Origin of the sequence: Thermococcus sp. 4557 (genome assembly GCF_000221185.1) — an archaeon.
Taxonomy (GTDB): Archaea; Methanobacteriota_B; Thermococci; order Thermococcales; family Thermococcaceae; genus Thermococcus.
Window position 1 is genome coordinate 1,094,953 of sequence record NC_015865.1, and the last position, 20,587, is coordinate 1,115,539.

Annotated in this window: 14 protein-coding genes; 3 read left to right on the top strand and 11 right to left on the bottom strand. The window is 55.0% G+C overall.

The window, feature by feature from the left end:
- Positions 1–5 precede the first annotated feature (5 nt).
- On the top strand, positions 6–614 hold the full coding sequence (locus GQS_RS05890; RefSeq protein WP_014012756.1) for a hypothetical protein: 609 nt from the start codon (positions 6–8) through the stop codon (positions 612–614).
- On the opposite strand, the gene GQS_RS05895 is transcribed toward GQS_RS05890, so the two are convergent.
- The 9 genes from GQS_RS05895 to GQS_RS11055 all read right to left on the bottom strand — a co-directional run bounded on the left by GQS_RS05895 (position 611) and on the right by GQS_RS11055 (position 17,108).
- On the bottom strand, positions 611–1,678 hold the full coding sequence (locus GQS_RS05895) for a DUF1464 family protein (RefSeq protein WP_014012757.1): 1,068 nt from the start codon (positions 1,676–1,678) through the stop codon (positions 611–613). The genes GQS_RS05890 and GQS_RS05895 overlap by 4 nt on opposite strands.
- Before the next feature lie 134 nt (positions 1,679–1,812).
- Positions 1,813–3,450 (bottom strand): thermosome subunit beta, encoded by a 1,638-nt coding sequence (gene thsB / locus GQS_RS05900; protein WP_014012758.1) that lies wholly within the window; start codon positions 3,448–3,450, stop codon positions 1,813–1,815.
- 237 nt (positions 3,451–3,687) lie between these two features.
- Positions 3,688–5,601, bottom strand: coding sequence for a VWA domain-containing protein (locus GQS_RS05905; RefSeq protein ID WP_014012759.1), 1,914 nt, complete (start codon positions 5,599–5,601; stop codon positions 3,688–3,690).
- Positions 5,577–9,335, bottom strand: a complete 3,759-nt coding sequence (locus GQS_RS05910; RefSeq protein ID WP_014012760.1) for a cobaltochelatase subunit CobN — start codon at positions 9,333–9,335, stop codon at positions 5,577–5,579. Before GQS_RS05910 ends, GQS_RS05905 begins: the two co-directional genes overlap by 25 nt.
- Positions 9,332–10,105 (bottom strand): ABC transporter ATP-binding protein, encoded by a 774-nt coding sequence (locus tag GQS_RS05915; protein ID WP_014012761.1) that lies wholly within the window; start codon positions 10,103–10,105, stop codon positions 9,332–9,334. Before GQS_RS05915 ends, GQS_RS05910 begins: the two co-directional genes overlap by 4 nt.
- Positions 10,098–11,144: an iron ABC transporter permease gene (locus GQS_RS05920; RefSeq protein WP_014012762.1), complete on the bottom strand. Its 1,047-nt coding sequence runs from the start codon at positions 11,142–11,144 to the stop codon at positions 10,098–10,100. The genes GQS_RS05915 and GQS_RS05920 overlap by 8 nt, the downstream gene beginning before the upstream one ends.
- Positions 11,145–11,146: 2 nt before the next feature.
- Positions 11,147–12,274: an ABC transporter substrate-binding protein gene (locus GQS_RS05925; protein ID WP_014012763.1), complete on the bottom strand. Its 1,128-nt coding sequence runs from the start codon at positions 12,272–12,274 to the stop codon at positions 11,147–11,149.
- A gap of 130 nt (positions 12,275–12,404) precedes the next feature.
- Positions 12,405–13,115, bottom strand: a complete 711-nt coding sequence (locus GQS_RS05930) for an anaerobic ribonucleoside-triphosphate reductase activating protein (protein WP_014012764.1) — start codon at positions 13,113–13,115, stop codon at positions 12,405–12,407.
- 21 nt (positions 13,116–13,136) lie between these two features.
- Positions 13,137–17,108, bottom strand: coding sequence for an anaerobic ribonucleoside triphosphate reductase (locus GQS_RS11055; protein WP_014012765.1), 3,972 nt, complete (start codon positions 17,106–17,108; stop codon positions 13,137–13,139).
- Positions 17,109–17,410: 302 nt separating this feature from the next.
- Here GQS_RS11055 and GQS_RS05940 point away from each other — a divergent pair, with 302 nt between their 5' ends.
- Both GQS_RS05940 and GQS_RS05945 read left to right on the top strand, forming a co-directional pair.
- Entirely contained in the window at positions 17,411–18,436 is a 1,026-nt protein-coding gene (locus GQS_RS05940; RefSeq protein WP_014012766.1) for a tetratricopeptide repeat protein, read from the top strand.
- A gap of 56 nt (positions 18,437–18,492) precedes the next feature.
- The gene (locus tag GQS_RS05945) at positions 18,493–19,722 is read left to right on the top strand and encodes a lipopolysaccharide biosynthesis protein (RefSeq protein ID WP_238515711.1); all 1,230 of its coding nucleotides are present in this window, start codon (positions 18,493–18,495) and stop codon (positions 19,720–19,722) included.
- Positions 19,723–19,757: 35 nt separating this feature from the next.
- Here the strand turns inward: GQS_RS05945 and GQS_RS05950 are convergent, their stop codons facing one another.
- Together GQS_RS05950 and GQS_RS05955 are read right to left on the bottom strand one after the other, a co-directional pair.
- Complete coding sequence (locus GQS_RS05950; protein WP_014012768.1) at positions 19,758–20,033, bottom strand: elongation factor 1-beta; 276 nt, start codon at positions 20,031–20,033, stop codon at positions 19,758–19,760.
- Positions 20,034–20,051: 18 nt separating this feature from the next.
- A complete protein-coding gene (locus GQS_RS05955; protein WP_012572828.1) occupies positions 20,052–20,231 on the bottom strand; it encodes a zinc finger domain-containing protein in 180 nt (59 codons plus the stop codon).
- Positions 20,232–20,587: the final 356 nt, after the last annotated feature.

Here is a 20,587-nt window from a genome sequence, read left to right on the forward strand (position 1 = left end):
GAGAAATGTTCCTCTACACCAAAAACTTCGATGAGCAGAAAGCTAGAGCGATGGAAGGCCTCAGGCATGCCTTAGCCGAGAATAAGGTTGATGAGGACATAATACCGCTCTTGGAAAAGATAAACTCGCTCGAGAACTACTTTACCACCTCATCCTGCTCGGGCAGGATTTCGGTCATGGAGATGCCGGACTTCGGGGACAAGGTTAATTCCGTCTGGCTCGGCAAGTGGCACAGAACCGTCAAAGTCGAGGAGGTGCTTGAGGCAATCGGGAGGCACGAGAAGGGACAGCTCTGGTTCCTGGTCAGGAGTCCGATTCTTCACGTCGGGGCGAGAACCATGGAGGACGCCGTTAAGTTGCTCAACCTCGCCATCGGGCTGGGCTTCAAGTACTCGAACATTAAAAGCGTGAGCCACAAAAAGCTCCTCGTTGAGATACGCTCCACCGAGAGAATGGACGTCCCGCTCGGCGCGGACGGGGAGTTGTGGGTGAACGAGGACTACATTGAGAGAATCGTTGCCATAGCGAACGACCAGCTGAGAAGGTTTAAGGGGAAGCTGAAGAGGCTGGAGGAAGAGGTTGGAAAGATAGAGAACACCCACCAGCTCATTTAAACATCAATCGGGAGCTTTACGTAGTCAAGGACGCTTCCACGGCTCTTCTTTATCTCCACGTGCTCCACGAGCTCCTTGAACTGACCTCCAGCGAGGCCGTCGCCGATTATGGCGCTCCCCTGGGCGGCCTCTTTGGCCTTACCCTCAAGGCCCCTCTGCCTGACGACGGGAAGGTCAAAGAGCTCCTCGAAGGTATCCTCCACGTCCTTCCTCAGCTCGTCCATGCGCATCAGCCTGCCTGAGAGGATTATCTCTCTGGCCCTTCCAACGACGGCAAGTTCTGAGGCAACGGCCTTAATGAAGCCGTCCTTCATAGCCTCCCAGGCCCTTGAGAAGGGCTCCTCGTCGAGCCGCTTGGCAAACTCCTCCGGTGGAAGTATCTCGTTGGCCGCTATTACCGTTGCCCCGCCCCAGAAGAGATGCCACTTCTTTATCCCTCCCATCAAATAGGCGACCTCGCCGTCGAGGGCGCCGCTGTTTACGTACGCAGGGCCGGGGAATATCGTCCCGCCGATGCCATCAACGATTTTTCCTCCCTTCACAGCTCCAGCGTAGTTGTAGCCGAAGCCCACCTCGAGGAGGACGAAGGAAACCTCGCTGTACTCAATTCCAAGCCTCTTCGCCTGGTCGTAGATGCCGAGCACGGTTATCGCCATCTTGTCCGCCGTCCCCATGTCCACCTTGTTGTACTTCCTCCACTCAGGGACGGTCGGAAGGTGAATAACGCCCGGAATGAACCAGACGTTCATGCCCTTCTCGGCCATCTGGCCGACCATCTCCTGGAGGCCGAGGAGAACGGGGATTTCCTTCATTTCCTCCTCTCTGACGAGGGTCATCTCGAAGCGGTCCCTCTCGGTCAGCTCGCTTATGTGCTTCAGCGGAACCCCGTAGCCAGAGGGGCCGATTATGAGCTCGGCGTTGAAGTCCTCGATGGCCTTAACGATCCTCCCCGGGTCTTCGGCAACGACCTCGCTCGGAAACGTTAAATCGAGCTTTATCCTTCCGTCCTCAAGGCCTATGACATCGAAGCTCTTGGTTCCAGGGTCAACACCTATGACCCTCACGAGAACTCCCTCCAGTTCAACCGGTCATCCAGAAAAGAAAGTCGCCGTTTATAAAACTGTCCCCGTTTAACCCGTTAAAGCCTAAAAGCGGGGAATAAGAACGAGAAAAATTAAGGGAGTCGAATTAAGGGCCTTCAGTCGAGGTCGCTACCGAAGTCGCTGCCTCCGCCCTCGCCGCCCTTGTCCTTCTCGAGCTTGCTGGCGGCGATGACGTCGTCGATCCTGAGGATCATTATTGCCGCCTCGCTGGCGCTCTTGATGGCCTGCTTGGTGACCCTGACCGGGGCGATGACGCCCTTCTCCATCATGTCGGCCGGCTCGCCCTCGAAGACGTCGACACCGATGGTCGGGCCCTTCTCCTTGTGGGCGGCGATGACCTTCACGAGGATCTCGATCGGGTCGAGACCGGCGTTCTCGGCGAGGGTCCTCGGGATGACCTTGAGGGCCTCGGCGAAGTTCTCGATGGCGAGCTGCTCCTTGCCGCCGACCTCCTTGGCGAACTCGTCGAGCCTTATGCTGAGCTCGATCTCCGGAGCACCGCCGGCGGCGAGTATCTTGCCGTCCTCGACGATGTCCTTGACGACCTTGACGGCGTCCTCAAGGGCGCGCTCAACCTCGTCGACGACGTGCTCGGTGCCGCCGCGGATGAGTATAGTGACGGCCTTCGGGTTCTTGCAGCCCTCGACGAAAATCATGTTCTCGCCGGCGACCTTCCTCTGCTCGACGAGCTCGGCCTCACCGAGGTCCTCGGCAGTGAGGTCGCGGACGTTGGTGACGATCTTGGCGCCGGTGGCCTTGGCGAGCTTCTCCATGTCGCTCTTCTTAACCCTCCTCACGGCGAGGATGCCGTACTTGGCCAGGTAGTGCTGGGCGAGGTCATCGATGCCCTTCTGGACGAAGACGACGTTGGCGCCGACCTCCTTGATCTTGTCGACCATCTCGCGGAGCATCTTCTCCTCCTGCTCGAGGAAGGCCTGGAGCTGCTCCGGGCTGGTGATCCTGATCTCGGCGTCGGTCTCGGTCTCCTTGACCTCGAGGGCCTCGTTGATGAGGGCAATCTTCGCGTTCTCAACCCTCTTCGGCATTCCCGGGTGGACAACTTCCTTGTCGATGACGACGCCGCGAACGAGCCTGGTGTCCCTGACACTGCCGCCCTCCTTCTTCTCGAACTTGATGTTGTCGAGGTCGACCTTGTAGGTGCCGTCGACCTTCTCGGCGACCTGCCTGACGGCGTCAACAGCTATCTCGGCGAGGTACTCGCGCTCCTCCTCGGCGGCCTTACCGGTGATGGAGGTGACAGCGGCCTTCTTGAGGATCTCGGCGTCCTCAACGTCGATCTCCCTGGCCATGTTGTCAAGTATCTCCTGGGCCTTCTCGGCGGCCAGGGCGTAACCCTTTATGATTATGCTCGGATGGATGTTCTGGTCAAGGAGCTCCTCAGCCTTCCTGAGAAGCTCACCGGCGATGACGACGGCGGTAGTGGTTCCATCGCCAGCCTCCTTGTCCTGAGTCTTAGCAACCTCAACCATCATCTTCGCGGCCGGGTGCTGGATGTCCATCTCGTCGAGGATGGTTGCACCGTCGTTGGTGATGACGATGTCTCCGAGGCTGTCAACGAGCATCTTGTCCATACCCTTCGGGCCGAGGGTGGTCCTGACGGTCTCCGCGATTATCCTCGCGGCAAGAATGTTGAGCCTCTGGGCATCCCTTCCAACGTACCTCTGGGTTCCCTCAGGCAGAATAACAACCGGCTGTCCAGCGAGCTGGGCCATCTCCCCTCACCTCCGCCCGCTTTTGTTTTCCACCAATGAGAGCTTTTAGTTACAATTAGTGTTTCCGGTCTATGGTTCCTTTGGCTTATTTATAAATTTTTCGGTTTCTTGGCCGCACTAGTGCGGCAGCCCGGTACACCCGAAGGGGAAAGTTTTAGGAAATCAGAGCCACCAGCTGTTCAGTCTTCTCTCCCACCCCGGCACAGCCGTTCTTCCAGCTACAGAACGCTTCGGGGGCTAAACTTTATGCACCTTTGCCCCGGCAACCCGCTCCAGGATGGGGACATAGGACAGGCCCGGGCTTATCCCCCTTCCTCTCGTGTCATAAACCGTGAGCTCAATCTCCCTCTTTTTCAGCGCCCTGGCAAGCTCCGTTATTTCCTCCTTAATCCTCCTTCCAAAGAGCGGCACGTTTGCCTTTCCGTCGGTTATTAGAAAAGCCCTCACCTTGACCGACCGGTCCTTCATCCTCTCCCTGTTCGCCAAAAGCAAAAGATTGTAGAGGGCAGAGCTTAAAGGTGTCCTCCCTCCAGTCGGAACGCTCTCTATTTTCTCAAGCACTTCCCAGTAGTTCTTAGTGGGTGGAACAAATATCTCCGCCTGGTTACCTTTCGCAACGATCATGGCCATCTTTGACTTTTTGATGTAGCCGTTCTCAACCAATTTCTCCGCTATTCCCTTCGCAATGCTTATCCTCTTCTGCACGGCCATGCTTCCGCTCGAATCCAGGAGCAAAACCCAGAGCGTTGGTGCCTTTGCCTTCCTGACCCTAACACGAACGTCCTTTAAATTAAGCTTTATTGGAGGCTTTTTTCCATTCAGAGCTGCCCAAACCAGAGAGTTGTAAAAATCAACGTCTTTAATTTTGCCGTTGGTTGGTGGGAGATACGAAACTGGAACGCCTTTGGGGAAGTTTATTACTGTAACGCTGACGTCCCTTGAGGACCGGTATCCCGTGAATTCGCCTCCATCAAAGTTTTTGCTTTCTATCCCCGGGATTTTAGCCTCGCTCGAGCGAAAATTCTGCTCTAAGTTTCCAGTTCCTCGACTTCGAGCGCTTCCACTTTTTTCTCCCTTCTTGTGCTCATGCTTGTGGTGGTGCTTATGATCTTGATTGTGCTCCCTATCATCTTTAGGCTTTGGGGGCCTCATCTGGGGCGGCTTTTGGAACGGCCTGTCCCTCAGGCGGTGCGGTAAAGCTAATTCCATAGCTTTTTCTAAGTCTTCCAGTGAGACCCTTCTCCTCCCGTTTAGGGCGGCTATCGCTTTGGCCGTCTTTATCGTGGCTATCTCGGCCCTGTTGGTTTTGATTCCCAGGTTAACGACCGTTTCAGCCAAAAGCTTCAGCAAATCGTCGCTTATCTCGACCTTCGGCAGAACCTCCCTCGCCTTAACGATCCTCTCCGTGAGCTTCTTCTCTTCGCTCTCATATTTTTTGTAGAAGTTTATGGGGTCTTCATGGAACTCCTCAACGCGCTTGACTATCTCTATCCTCTCCTCCGGGTTCATAGGTGCTGAAACTTCAACGCATAAACCGAACCTGTCGAGGATCTGCGGTCTGAGCTCGCCTTCCTCTGGGTTCATGCTTCCAACCAGGATGAACCTCGCCGGATGCCTGAAGGAGATTCCCTCCCTCTCTATAGTGTTCCATCCCATTGCTGCAGCATCTAAGAGTGAATCGGCTATGTAGTCGTCCAGGAGGTTGACCTCATCAATGTAGAGCACGTTTCTGTTTGCTTCCGCTAGTATTCCCGGCTGCAGAGCTTTTTTGCCCTCCTTTAAAAAGCGCTCCACATCAACGGTTCCAACGAGCCTGTCTATGGTAACACTGAGGGGCAGGTCCACAACGCGCATCTTCCTCTTTGCCACTGGCAGTCCTTCTCCCCGCTCATACCTCTCATAACAGCTGTCGCACATCTCCAGCGGGTTCCCCGGATTGCAGTTGAAGGGACAGTCCGCCACAACTTCAATCTCGGGCAAGACGTTGGCCAGAGCCCTAACTAAGGTCGATTTTCCCGTTCCCTTATCTCCTTTAAGCAGGACACCACCAATCAGTGGATTAACGGCCACGGCCAGCAGTGCCAGCTTGGCCTTTTCCTGCCCGACTATTGCGGAGAACGGGAAGACTAATCGTTTTTCACGAGGCTCCATATTCCCTCCACCTCCCTCATGTTTTCACTCCAGTGTTCGTCGTCTTCAGCCGTGTAGATTTCAATCGTCCCGCCCTGGACTTCCCCTTCACCAAGGCTTTCTTCCAGAATTCCTTCGATTTCCGAATAAACCTCCATGAGCCTTTCAATGAGCTCCTCACTCGTCTCCCACAGGCCGCGCTCATAGGCTTCAATCAGCCTTCTCGCGATCTCCTCGATGGCGTAGGGGTTGTGTTCCTCGAACCATTTTCTCATCTCTTCATCCAGAACGTATTTCCCTGCTATCTCGTCAAAAACCCAGTCTTCAACGAGCTTTGTTGTCGCCTCCCAGCCGTATATGTGGTTGATCTTCTTGGAGAACTCGCTCGCCCCCCGGTAGCCGTGCTTCTTCATCTCCTCAATCCACCGCTCGTTGAGGAGCTTTGCTCTGACGACCCTCTCGAGCTCAACTTTCATGTCAACGATTTTGGTATCGCTTATGTCCCTCGTGTCCGTCTGAACCACTTCAGCGTTCTTGCCGGTTAGGGCATCAACTGCGGCCTTGAACCCTCCGTGATGGGCAAAATAGCAGCAGCAGTTCGTCGGGTCGTGCTCGTCGCTTATGTGGTTTCTGTTGATTACGTCCACCTCTTTTAGGCTCAGAACCAGCGAGTCATATGCTTCAACGCCAAAGGTATCCTTTCCGTAGGCATAGCCGCTCCACTGAATCCACACCTTAGCTAAGTCCTCGTCACTCCCCCAGCCCGATGATTCAACCGCTAAATTCACTCCAGCCCCGTAGGCACCCGGTGGGGCCGAGAAAACCCTAAACCTTGCGAACCTCCGTGCTTCCTCAAAGCTCTTTCCGAGCTCAATGAGCTTTTTGATGTGCCCAACGTAGTGCTTTCTAGTGTAGTTCATCTCCAAGGGCTCATCCAGCGTAACGACCTTCTCTATGGCCTCGTCAATCAGGTAGATATAGTTCGGCAGCGTGTCCCTCACGATTCCGCTTATCCTCACCAGAACGTCAATCCTCGGCCTTCCGAGCTCCTCCAGAGGTATGACTTCAAGCCCGGCAACCACGTCCCCCTTCCAAACCGGTCTGACTCCAATCAGGTACAGAATCTGGGCCATCTGCTCTCCATCCGCCTTATAACCGTCTATGCTCCAGAGAACCTGTCCGACGCTTTCCGGGTATTTTCCGTGCTTTTTCCTGTATTCCTCCAGGAGCTTCTCCGCGGTTTCAATCCCTACCTGCCACGCCGCTTTAGTCGGCAGAGTCCTTGGATCAACTGCATAGAAGTTCCTTCCCGTTGGCAGAATTTCGAACTTCCCCCTCGTTATCGCGCCTGAGGGGCCGGGTTCAACGTATTCTCCACTCAGTCCCTTCAAGAATCCTTCGTGCTCCTTTTTACACTCAATTATTTTCTCCCCAACTTCCAGGGCTTTTCTAAACGTTTCTTCAAGCTTTTCTTTCTTCTTGACTTTAAATCCAAACTTCTCAATTTCTTCCCCAATGACTTCAAAGCCTTCTCCCTTAAGCAAACGCTCCAGGCTCTTGACTGCTATCTTGTGGAAGATTTCCAACAGTTCTCTGTTCGTGAACCCGTTTGTAGTTCCCAGGGGGTTCTTTTTCATCTCATCGTAGTCCAGGTCTACTGCCTCGGCTATGACTCTCCTAATCGAAGGGGAAGCGTAGGAATCATAGGCCATTGCAGTGGCAACGTATTCTGCCAGCCTCTCGGGCTCCTCTGGCGGATAGCCGAAGATGTGCAGGCCGAGGTTTATCTGGGAGCCCCTCATCAGCTCAACGTAGCGGTGGATTTCCTCTATCGTCTGCTCTTCACTTTCCGGGTCCGCTATTCTCAGCCTGTTTTCTTTGGCCTTCTCAAGAATCTGCTCGTAAATCTTCTTTCTCCTTGCCTCGTCTCCCAAGTTCTTAGCCTTTGCATACTGGGTCAGGAGGGAGTCCAAATCGTCCAGAACCTCCGCCATTCCCATCGGGGGGTAGATGTGGTCTACAAGCGCTGCGTAGCTTCTCCTCTTGGCAATGACTCCCTCCATCGGGTTGGAGACAGCATAAACGTAGAGGTGAGGAACGTCGTCCAGGCTCGCCTCAGGAACACACGAGGGGGAGAGCCCAACGCCTTTTCCGGGCCTGAATTCAAGGTAGCCGTGGGTTCCGAAGTGAACTATTACATCAGCCTTGAATTTCCGCGTTATCCACCTGTAAACGGCCCACCACTGGTGCGGTGGGACTATCCTTGGGTCATGCAAAATTCTACAAACTTTTCCGTCGCACCTGGCCCCGGCGCAGCCGAACTTGGGCTGGGGGGTTATGAAGACGTTTCCAAACCTTATCCCCGGGACGACGAACTTTCCGTCGTGGACCATACCAACCAGCGCTTTGTCAACTTTTCCAGCCAGGACATCCTCAGGTCTTCCCCAGTCCCTGACGATTCTTTCCCTCAAGTCCTCCGGCAGCTCGTTGAACCACTCCAGATACTCCTCCAGGCCCACGAAGTCAATTGCTCCTCCGCTTTTGACGATCTCCTCAACGCTCGTCCACCTGAACTCGCTTATAGCCTTCCTCTCCAGGATAAGCTTTATCAGCTCTTCACCGTTCTCCGGCAGGTCTTCGCCAACGTAGTAGCCTTCTTCTTTGAGCCCCTGCAGAAGTCTGACGATGCTCTCGGGAACATCCAGGCCGAAGCCAACGGCGACGTTTGCCTCAAGGCCTTTGCACGGCGGGTTTATCAAAACGATTGCTATCCTAACTTCATCCTTGGGCTTCTTCCTGAGCTCAATCCACTTCTTCACCCTTCTGGCCAGGTACCTCATGTGCTCTTCATAGGGCTCGCCCCTCTTGTAGCCCTCAATGTTTCTGGTTCCGGCTATGAAAATCGGCTCAATTGCACCCGCAACTTCCGGAATTATTACCCCATAGACCTGAGTCATGTAGTCAACGCCCTTCTCGCTTTTCTTCCAATCCTCAAGGGACTGGTAGTAGGACCTTATCGGGGCGAAGACCGGGACGTTGAGCCTCCCCAGGTTCTTCAGCTCGACCGTGCCGAAGGAGATTAAGCTCACCAGAGCTTCTACAACCGGCTTTCCATCCTTCATGAAGAACTCCTCAACGGCCTCGCTCTTCTCCCTCCCAAGCCCCGTCCTTGAGTCTTTTCCGTAGGTGAAGACCGGGACTACCCCAAAGCCTTCCCCCTCAAGGGCCTTGATGAGCTCTCCAATTGGTCTGAACTCCTTGTAAAGCCAGGCACTCCTCCAGAAGAGAACTCCAATGAGGGGCCTCTTCCCGTAGGCTTTCAGGTATTCGTCCAGGCTTTCAAAAAGGCCCAGTTCAGGGTGATAGATGCCGTGCATCGGCACCTCCTGGGGAGCTTCGTAATCAATCTCCGCTCCAGCGAGGCTCGCAAGGAACCTGACCAGGTTCCTCAGGTTCTTTTCACCCCCAAGGACGTAGTAGGTCTTGGCCTTTATCAGAAACTCCTCCGGGACGTTTGCCAGGCCCTCCAGGCCGGCGCAGGCGATGACTTTAGCTCTGCTTTCTTTAATCCTCTCCTCCACTATTTCAGGAAGCCCGTGGGCGTAGATGAAGATTACATCCGATTTCTCTATCCTCTCCAGCTCCCTCTCGCAGTTCTGGTCGGTGAGCACGAGCCCATCTATTCTCTCCTCCTCAAGTATCTCCCTCAGCAGGGGTAGGGGCCTCGCGCCGTATCCTAAGATGAAGCATATCATTGAATCACCTCCGTTCTGGGGAGTATGAGCCTGAAGCCGTCGAACTCAAGGACGCACACGGGGACGCCGTAGACATCGCGGAGTATCTCCTCCCGCAGGACTTCATGCGGCCTCCCGACGGCCCGAATCCTGCCCTCCTTGACGAGGGCTATCCTGTCGGAGTAGAGGGAGGCCAAGTTGGGGTCGTGGAGCGTCATGATGGCCGAGATGCCCTCCTTCCGTGCGAGCCTCTTGACTATCCCGAGGACTTTGACCTGATTCTTGAAGTCAAGGTGAGCCGTTGGCTCGTCGAGGAGCAGAACCCTCGGCTCCTGGACGAGGGCCCTCGCTATCAGAACCAGCTGCATCTGACCGCCGCTCAGCTGGGTGTAAGGTTTATCCTTAAAGCGCTCGAGTCCAAGAAGTCTGAGCTTTTCGAGGGCCTTCTCGTAGTGCTCATTTCCAGGGCTCTCAAAGGGGCCGAGCTGGGAAGCCAAACCCGTGACGACCACGTCCAGAACCGTGTAGGGGAAGGGCGGCGTGTGGGACTGGGGGACGTAGCCGGCCAGCTTGGCCCTCTCCCTGATGGGCAGTTCATGGAAGTCCCGCCCCTCAATGAAGACGCACCTCTCCTTTGGCTTCAGCAGGCCGTAGATGGCCTTCAGTATGGTGGTCTTCCCGCTTCCGTTAGGGCCGAGGAGCGTCACAACTTCCCCTTCCTTCACCTCGAGGGTGACCCCTTCGATGCTGAAATCACCGTAGCTGAACGACAGGCCTCTGACCTCAAGCATCCCATCCACCGCCCGTCTTCCTAAGCAGGTAAGCGAAGAAGGGAATTCCAAGGAGGGTCGTTATTATACCAATCGGTATCTCGTAGGTCGCCACAGACCTCGCGAGCGTATCTGCTAGGGCCATAAACGAAGCCCCGAGGGTTATCGTCAGGGGTATCAAGGTCTTGTGGTCCGGGCCAAAGGCCATCCTCACTATGTGTGGTATCATCAGCCCGACCCACCCGATTATACCGCAGAAGGCTATGGAAACGGCCGTTATCATGGAGACGACGACTATGAAGACAAACTTCAGCTTCTCGGTCTCGACACCCACGATTTTAGCCTCTTCACCGAAGGAGAGCACGTTCAGCTGCCAGCGCATTGAGTATATCAAGAAACAGCCGACGAGGATCACCGGGAAGGCCACCCTAACCGAGCCCCAGTCCGAGTTGGCGAAGCTCCCCATGAGCCAGTAGACGATGCTCGCCAGCTTGTCGTGCTCCATGAGGAACTTGAGGAGGGACGTTAAAGCTGAGAAGAAGGCGTTGACTATGATTCCAGCGAGTACGAGCGAGACTGGGGTTATCCTTCCGCCGACCCTCGCCAGCGAGGTCGTTATGAAGACCGCGAGGAGCGCGAAGGCGAACGCTGAAGGAGTCACCCCTACGCCAACGGAGAGGCCTATAGCCAAAGCCGCACCGAATGCGGCTCCGGAAGAGATGCCGAGGATGTAGCTGTTGACGAGGGGGTTCCTGAATATGGCCTGCAGGACGGCGCCCGAAATGGCAAGGGCAGAACCAACGAGCATGGCCATCAAGACGCGGGGGAGGCGTATCTCAAAGAGTATGGTCTGGTAAACGCTCGGGTAGGGGATTGTGACGGAGAGGGATACCTTCCCGAGGGTTAAGGTTTTCAAAACTTCGGAGATGATCTGAGCCCCTTTAAGGAGCACCATGCTCACTACGGCGGAGGGGGGAATTGGATAGGTTCCTATACACAGACTTACGATGAGGGCAAGAACCGGGGAGAGCAAAAAGGAGAGGTAGAGTGCCTTCCTCATGCTCATCCACCCTGGTAGAACGGGCTGTAGAACTTCTCAATCAGCTCGTCTCTGACCGACTCCCAGCTCTGGTAGCGGTCGGGGTAGACTATGTTGGCCATCTGGTAGAGGCCGACTATTATCCTCGGGCCCCAGTCGAGGTAGCCCTTTGAACCTGCGAGGATGCCGCAGACGTGTCCTTCTTTCGCAGCCTTGATTTCCTGCCACCTTGAGTCATTTTTAATGCCGTTTACGGCGTCCTCAAGCCTGTCCTGGCTGAATGACGTCACGATTAAAACGTCCGTGTCTTTGCCCCAGTAGGCAATTATCTTCTCGATGTCGAGCTTGGGCCACTGGGTGTCGAAGGTCATGTCGAAAGCTAAGTTGTGGGCACCGACGAGCTCCACCATGCTCGCCCACGCGCTTCCGTTGGCGTAGACAGTGACGGGGCCCGCGATGTCCTTGGGGGCGCTTATGAGGAGGGCGTTCTTCCTCTCGCTCTCTGGAATCTGGGCGGCGGTTTCCTTCACGGCGCTGAGCTTCTCCTCCATCCATCCGGCCAGTTCACCGGCCTTCTCTTCTTTATCAAAGACCTTTCCAAGGAGTTCAACGACCTCCACGTTATCCTCGATGGTCTCAGCAGTGAGCGCTATGACGGGTATGCCGAGCTCTTCCGCCTTCTGTATCGTCTCGGCGTCGGCGTACTTGCCGCCGTACCAGTCGATTATTATAAGGTCGGGATTCAAACCGACGACGGTCTCCCAGTTGAGGCCCTTGAAGTTGCTGCCAACGACGGTTCTGTTCTTCACATCATCCGGGAGGTAGGGGTCGTAGGGGACGTACTTGCCTATGCCGACTATCCTGTCCTGGACGCCGATGACACAGAGTATCTCCGCCCAGTAGCTGGAGAGCACTATCACCCTCCCGGGCGGCTTATCTATGGTGACGGCCCTTCCCGCGGAGTCCGTGACGGTTATCGGGTACTTGGGGGCGTTGGTTATTGTCGGGGATGAAGCCGTCTCCGTTGGGCTGGAGGAGGACGCGGGAGTAGTCGTGGCGGTCTTGCCGCTTATACAGCCACTCGCCACGACGGTGAGGAGCAAGACGCCGACCAAAAGCACTGAAAACACCTTTCTGCGGAAGGTTATCATGCTCACCACCGCTGTGCTACTAATTTCCAATTTAGTAATACAAAATCCGAGAGATATAGCTAACTTTTAACACTTTTTAAAACAACAGGTTCCCAACTTATGGTTTTTGATAACACCAAAACAAAAATAATTATGTCCACATGTTTACGTAAAATTTAATACCAAGCTCCTCCAGCCTCTCCTTCAGTCCCTCGACCTCCCCCTCCGGCCAGCAGTGTTCCGAGCACCAACCCTCGTCCCTGGGGTTCGTCAGGGGTTTTCCAACGAGCGGGTTCAGGACGACGTAGAAGTCCGTCGCAATCCGCTTCAGACCCTCCTCGATGTAGGGCCACGCGTCAAAGTCCCTCGCCACGGGGATTCTGAGTTCGAGCGGGATTCCGTAGTCCGAAACGACCCCAAGGCCCCTCAGGAAGAGCTCCCAGAGCTTTTTTGCGGGCTTTTCGGGGAGGCCGTAGAGCTCGGGTGGTGCCTTGAGGTCAGTGGCTACGTGGTCAACGAGGCCGGCTTTTAAAAGCCTCTCCAGCGGGCCAATGAGGGTGAGGTTCGTGTTGAGGCTTATGGGAACGTCGAGGAGCTTAACCCCGGCGAAGAGCGAGCTAAGTTCTCTCCACTGCATCAGTGGCTCCCCTCCGGTGACGTGGAAGTAATCAATGAGAAACGCGCTCGCCTCAAGCTCGTCGAGGAGGGCTTTTTCATCGAGGGGGAAGCAGTCAAGGCCCTTCGCTATGCGCCAGTTGTGGCAGAACGGACATTTAAGGTTGCACCCGCAGAGCCAGAGCGTGAAGGTTCCCCTGCCGTGGACGTCCACCATCCTGACTCTCTTCCACCCGCTCGTGAGCATCTAACCACCTCCAAAAAGAAATCAAGAGGAGTAGTGCCTCCTCGTCCAGAACTCCTTCTTCCTGAAGGGGTTCCAGTTCTTGAGAGGTCTGTAGTAGCCGATTATCCTGCTCCATACCTCGACGTTCTCGCTTCCACAGCGCGGGCAGTGGGTGTGCAGACCAGTTGTTGAGTAGCCGCAGGCGTTGCAGACGGTAACCGCTGGAGTGTAGCTCCAGTAGACGAGCTGGGTTCTCATGAGCCTTTTCGTGAGTTTTGCAAGGGCCTCAGGGTCCGGCTCCTCCCCGAGGAATATGTGCATCATAACCCCACCGGTGAAGCTCCTCTGGACTTTCTCCTCCACCCGTATCCTGTCGGCCAGTTCAAGGGAACCGTAGTAGGGCGCCACGCTGGTCGAGTAAATAGGGTTCTCCGGGTCGCTGAGGTACTCCCTAAGCTCCGGAAACTCGTGCAGGTCTTTTATAGCGAGCTTCGCCGCAGCACTCTCACCGGGAACCTCCTCGACGTTCCAGGGCGTCCCGCTCTCGCGCATCCACTCCCTCGCCTTTGCCGTCGCGAACTCCACCATCTCCTTCATCAGCTCCGCCGCTTTCATCCAGTCCTTTCTCGTTCCCTCCTCCCAGAGCTCCGGCTCGTTGAGGTAAATCGCGGCCGCCTCAGGAAGGCCGAGGATTCCGACGGTGTTGAAGTGACTGCTCGGAAACTCCTGAAGGTAGAGGTGAATCATGCTGTACATGTGCCGGTAAGCTGTGATAAGCCTCACGTAGCGCTCCCTGAACCAGTCCGTTGTCCTCCTCACGACTTCAAGAATCCTCTCGTACTCCTCCCAGAACCTATTGTCGTCGCCGTTCGCCTTGAGGGCGAGCCTTGGCAGGTTCACGGTTGTAACGTTAACCGAGCCGGTGACGTCAGGCATCGCCCAGAGTCCGCCGAAACGTCCCCTCTCAAGCCTTTCCAGCGCTTCCTCCTCGGCGCTTTTCCCGGAGACGCCGAAGGCGAACGCCATCTCAGTCTTGTCGATGGCAATTCTGCAGCAGTTGTGAGTAACAACTCCGGAGCTGTGGGTGAAGTAGTGGATACCCTCAACCTCCACATCGTAAAAGGTTCCGTTAACTTCTATCTCCTCCACCTCTACAACCGTGACCCACGCGAGGTTTCCGTCCACACGATGCTTTACTGCGTCACTTGGGCGTCCTATCTCTTCTCCCCAGCTTCCTGGGAAGTAAACAACAACTGAACCATCACGGTTCTCCCTGAAGTAGGCAGAGCCCCTGGTTATTGCTGCAAGTGTCAGAACGTCCTCAGCAAGCTCCCTGTTTTTTATGTGGAGCTCCCAAGCGCCCTTTCTCCAGTAACCGTCGCTGTGCAAGAGGCCCTTCAGGAAGGCCCTTCTCACCCCTGCCGGAGCATGCCAGATTACTCCAGGAATCCTCTTCTCGTGACTTAACCCGCTTACACCTTCGTCATAGAGCGCCCTAGCAAGGTAGGCATCGTATATTATCACGTACGTGAGACTCTCCCAGCGGGGGTCTCTTTTTACTTTGGGTTCCTTCCCAAGGACATTTATCGAGAACTGCACGAGAAATTCCTTCACGTCCTTTTCCTCACTGTTTATAGAGAACTGGATTCCGCTGAGGTAATATCCTCCTCTGTGCTTCTCTTCGCGAGTTCTTCTGGCCATGTTGGAGCTTCTTATAAACGTTCCGTCGCCGTAGAACAGGCCGAGGAAGTACCCAAAGTCATCATCGACATCAATTTCACGTCCATCTTCAAGCTGAAGTTTTGCCTTTTCCCCTTCAATCTCGGTCAAGACTACTGGTATGCGATATGCATAGCCGCTGAGAGAACGCTTAGCTAACTCTTCAGCCCTCATGAGTCTGACACTGTTATCATACTTAACCAATACGGGAATTGGATGGTCTGGGGATACCACAAAGCTTCTCCCATCAGAAAGACGCACTCTGATGGCTTTTCCATACTCTTTTTTCAGGAACCGTTTAACAGGTTTCCATTTAACTTTCCCACCATCCAGGTCAACGGCGAGAACCTCCACGGCATCCCTCACTCCGTACCATTCTGCTCCATCGTCTTCTCTGGACTCCAACTCACCGGCAAAGCGCTCGAAAAGCTCCTTTATGGGTGCAACTCCAACACCGCCGTCAGCACGGTAGAGAACCTTCTCGTTCTCATACAGACACATCGCGTAGCTCGCGTCCGGGTCTACAACGTTCGTGTTCAGCCAGTAGAAGCTCCCGCGCTTCGACGCCGTCCCAAAGACCGCCTCAAAGACTTCCGGGTCATCCCAGAGCATCTTGGCTGTGACCATCAGCGTCGGAATCGGGAATGTGAAGGGCTGGCCGAGCGCGTCCCCCTCGCGGAGGACCTCCGTTAGGGCTACGAAGAACTCCTTGGCTTCCTTCTCGTACTCACCGAGCGGTTCGACCTTCTCGCCCGCGTAAACCGCGTGGTCGCCATCGAGCATCTTCTTGGGAGCGTCGAGCGTTACGGTGAAGTTGGTGAAGGGCGTATTCCCAGTTATGAACACAGAGCCATTTCTCATTGCTATAACTGTCTCATTTTCCGTATTAACAGACCAAATTACTCCTGAATAATCGACTTCTCTTATTTCTTGGATGTACTCGTGCCCTGTTTTTGTTAGGGTTATTATGTACTGGGCTTTCTTAGAGGGAAGATTTGGTATTCTAACTGAAATCGAAACATTGTATCCTGCAAGAATGGCAACTGCAACTATTGCATCTTTTATTTCCTTATCTGTCGTTGTTATTCTGACTCTGTTCTCTCTCTTTTCAGTGTATCCATCTCCCTTAACGTATGTCTCAATGAAAACCTTGGCCTGCTCCCTGCTCAGCTGATAGAGCCATAGAGGAGGCTTTTTCTCGGTTATTCCCAGCTTCTCCATGACTATCCTCGAGGATTTAGAATTCAAGCGAATTGCCTTTGCGCTTCCCCAGCCAGGATCATCTCTTATAGTATACTCAAGCCCCAGCCTTGACAAAATATCTAGTATTTCTTGGTATTCCTTTGGGTGAGACTCAGGAGATTGCACTATAGTTATTCGGGCTGTTCCCTTGGATTTCTTTTCGATAGAACCTTCAGAAAGTATCCATGCAAGGAGTTTTATCCATGTCTCATCTATCTCAACCCCATCACTCTCTAGCTCGGTAACGGCAGGTGTGGGAATAGGAACTGGAGATTTGAATTGTACGACCTCCTCAATTGGAGTAAGCGTATACCTGTCCGAGTTAAAGACTTTTCTTACAACTCTATGCCTTGGGGAAATTAACTGGTCCTGTGTTCTGTTCCGTAGGTTGTACATCTTACCCGAATAGTGGGATATGTGAACATGCCTGACAACCTTTGGTTCTATTTTTCTGGTCTCAACGTTGAATGTGTATATGACATCACCAACATTTATTTCATTATACCGTTTCCATCCATAAGGGGTTAGTATGACAGTATCCTCAGACAAACATTGCATCCCCACCCTGCTCGGGTAGTTGAGGTTGTAAACCAAGCGCTGAATCTGCTGTCTGATTTTGCGCCTGTTCAGGCTTTCTTTCCTGATGAAGGACCCGGCGTACCACTCGACCGAGCTCAAAGCCTGGGCGCCGCTGAAGTAGTGCTGCATCGTTATGAGGTAGTTCGCTATGTGGTCGACGTAGGTGTCGAAGTGCCTAGCCGGTCTTGAGACTATCGTGGGCGTCTTAAGGCCCTTTTCAAGGAGCCTCGCAGTGCTGTGGCCGGTGCAGTAGGGGATGTAGAGGCTGTATGGTAGCTTGTGGATGTAGATGTCCCCTGAGAAGTGCGCCTCTCGGCCTTCCTTCGGGACGAGCGAGATGCCCGCCGTTAAAGCCTCCTCCATCACGTAGGCGAAGAATCCGGTCGGTCCGGGGTAGCGGTTTGCGTTCTCCAGAACGTCCAGACTGCTCCAGCCCGCGTACTCCTGAATGATGTCACGCTTTACGGTCTCCATAGCCCTCACCTTGGATAATTTATCCAACAACTGAGACGGCGGCGGGGGATATAATGCTTCCCCTTGAACCACCGGTCGTTTGTGCAACATCAAGGCGAACAATTGGGCCTCTGGACGAGATAGACAAATTATTCATGAACACATGACCACCACACTGACGACAAACACCACACCCATGATAAATAGTGACAAATATCTGTCATTTAGACAGCATTTATAACAAAAATCTGACGTTCAGACACACGACCTTGAGACTATATCTTTTTAACCCGTTCGGCGAACCGAAACCCGGTGATGTGAAAATGGGCGATATCAAGGCCGAATGGGAAAATGCCCTCACCGCGAAGGACTGTGAGAGGCTCCTGGAGCTCTTTGACGATTACATAGACTCCATAGAGGACGAGGAGACCCTCAGAAAGGAGCTCGAGAGGCTCAAGGGGGTCGCCGAGGAGTGCGAGGATCCCTACGACCTGGCCCACGAGATAGGCCACGTCTACGCGCACCTCGACGACGCCGAGGCAGGAATCGAGCTCTACAGGAGGGTGGCCGAGAGGAAGAAGGATGACCCCGAGGAGTACGCCACCGCGCTCTACTATCTGGCGGACGCCTACGAGCACTTCGGCATGCCGGATAAGGCGATAGAGACCTACAAGGAGCTCCTCAAACTCGAGGAGGAGGTTCTGAAGAACGAGCGGGAGATAGCGCTCACGCTGGCGAACCTGGCGGTGAACTACGACGAGCTCGGCGAGACCGAGAAGGCCATCGAGCTAATGGAGCGCGCGAGGGGAATCTTCGAGGGAATACGGGACGAGAAGAACCACATGATAAGCCTCCTCGACCTTGCGCACTTCAGGTACGAGCTCGGGGACTATGACGCGGCGGAGGCGCTGATAAACGAGGTTCTCAGGAACCCGAGGGAGGACGAGATCGAGATAAACGCCAGGCTGGTCGAGGCCGAGATACTGGCCGGAAGGGAGGAGTACGACAGGGCTTTCAGGGCCATACGGGACGCCCTTGTAAAGGCCATAAACGTAAGCGACGATATTTTTGGCCTGGTCTTCGACACGCTGGTTGATTTCATCGAGGGGCTCTTCAACGAGGGTTCCTACGGCGTTGTCGCGGAGAACATGGAGTCCTTTGCGGAGCTCTTCGAGGACGACACCGCTTACTTCTTCAGGGCCATCGCCGAGCTTGCCCGCTGGAAGGGCGGGGAGGACGGTGCGAAGGAGCGCTTTGACGAGCTCTACTCCAGGGTGGAGAACGAGGAACTCCGCTCGGTTCTGGACGAGTGGAAGAGGCCGAAGCTGAGTTTAAGTTTGGGGCTTTGATGCCCCTGCCCGATATGTTTTTATCGTCCACCCAGTGATTCCAACGGGGCGGGAAGATGGGGATGATCGGCCGGCTGTTCAGTTCAGTTCTGGGGCACGTAAAAAACCCCCTGTACAGGAACTCCCTCTACATATCCCTGTCGATGATGGTCACCGCGGCCGCGGGATTTGTGTTCTGGAACGTTGCCGCGAGGCTCTATTCCCCGTCCGACGTTGGGACTGCCTCCGCCGTGATATCAGCGATAAGCCTGGTCTTCACAATATCGATGCTCGGCCTGAACTTCTCGATGATAAGGTTCTACCCCCGCTACGGGGAGAGGGTCATAGGCAGCGCGCTGGCCGCGACCCTCGCCGCATCCCTCGCAGTTTCCACTACCTACGCGCTGCTCGCGGGGAGGATGGGGTCGTTTGAGGGCGTTTTCTCGGCGGAGTTCTTCGCCCTCTTCGTGCTGTTCTCCCTGGCCGCCACAGCCTACAACGTGCTCGCGATTTACGCGATAGCCCGGAGGAAAGCGGAGCACAGCTTTGTCCAGAGCGTACTGTTCTCAGCCAGGTTCGCCTTCCTGTTCGCCCTCGTCTCCCTGGGCACCCTGGGCATAGTGTCCTCCTTCGGCCTGGGCCTGCTTCTGGGGACGGTTTACGGGCTGGCCTCCGCCGGGTGGATGCGGCCAAGGCTGGATACCGAGTTTTTAAGGGAGTCCCTCACGTTCTCCATCGGCAACTACGTGGCCGACCTCGCCAACGTGGCGCCGAACTACGTGATGCCCACGGTTGTTCTGACGGTCCTCGGGAGCGAGGAGGCGGCGTACTTCTACATAGCATTCTCCGTCGCGAACCTGCTCATGTTCGTCCCCAACGCGGTGAACACCTCTTTCTTCGTCGAGGGGAGCCACGGGCTTGAGAACGTATGGGGAACCCTCAAAAGGGCCACGCTTGTCAGCTACGCTTACCTTGCCGCCGCGACCGGCTTCGTGTGGTTTTTTGGTGGGCTTCTGCTCGGGCTGTTCGGGGAGGAGTACGTGGCAGGTTTTGGGCTTCTGAAGCTCATGATGCTGGGTTCCTTCCTGGTGGTCCCGGTGAACTTCTCGGTGACCATCCTCAACATCCAGAAGCGGGTGAGGGAGGTTGCCCTCCTCAACGTCCTCAAGGCTGGGCTCTTCCTGGGGCTCAGCTACGCCCTCATGGGGCCGATGGGGATCGATGGGATAGGCGCGGCGTGGATCGGTGCGTACGGGACGGTACTGGCGGTGATTGCGCTCACCGGGACCATAAGAAGGGCAGCTTGAGGGTGGAGGGAAGATATAGAAATGGAACCGAGGATTCAGATCCTCGAGACGGTCTCAACTTCCGCGCTCTCGACGTTCTCGACCTCGCGGAAGAGGTCGGCGACGGCGTCGTAGGAGTAGCCCTCCTCGTCCCTTCCGAGGACGTAGAACTTGAGGGCGACGAGACCGAAGGCAATCGGCTCGCGCTCGACCTTGGCGAGGCCGAACTTCTCGGGGATGACGGCCTTCAGCTTCTCCTCGAGCTCGTCGAGGTTGACATCCGGGTCGGTCGGCATGACCTTAATAACACCAACGAGGTTGAAGTCGCTCATCTTTTTCACCTCCAGACTTCACGGCCCCTCCCAGCCGCACTTCGGGCACTTGTAGGGGACTGAGAGGACCCTGCAGCTTTCGCAGCGCCAGATGATCTCCTCGCCGCAGTTCGGGCAGACGAAGTGAGTGGCGTGCTCCCTAGGGGTTATCTCCTTTCCGCATGATGTGCACACGGGTATCTCGAACTTGGCTTCCACTGCGAACACCTCCAAGAAAGGTGGTTTTAATCACTGGTGGGCATTGAGGGAGTTGGCTTATAAGCTTTTCCCCGAGGGAGATGCCTTTAAGCAGGATAAATTCGCTGACTCATGGCTGTAGACCAAATCATCAAGTATCCTGGAAGGATCTTCGACAACTGCAGCCCATCTTGAAACCGTGTGAAGATGCGGGGTTCCACCCCTGCACCCCGTTCTATTCGAATTACTGGGGGGCTCCGCCCCCACACCCCCGGAGGTTTACCCTATGGGGGCAGGTTCTCAGAGAAATGAGAGGGCCCCCATTATGGGGGATGTTCAAAGATGTACATAAGAGAGTTGCAGAGGTTATTTCTAAA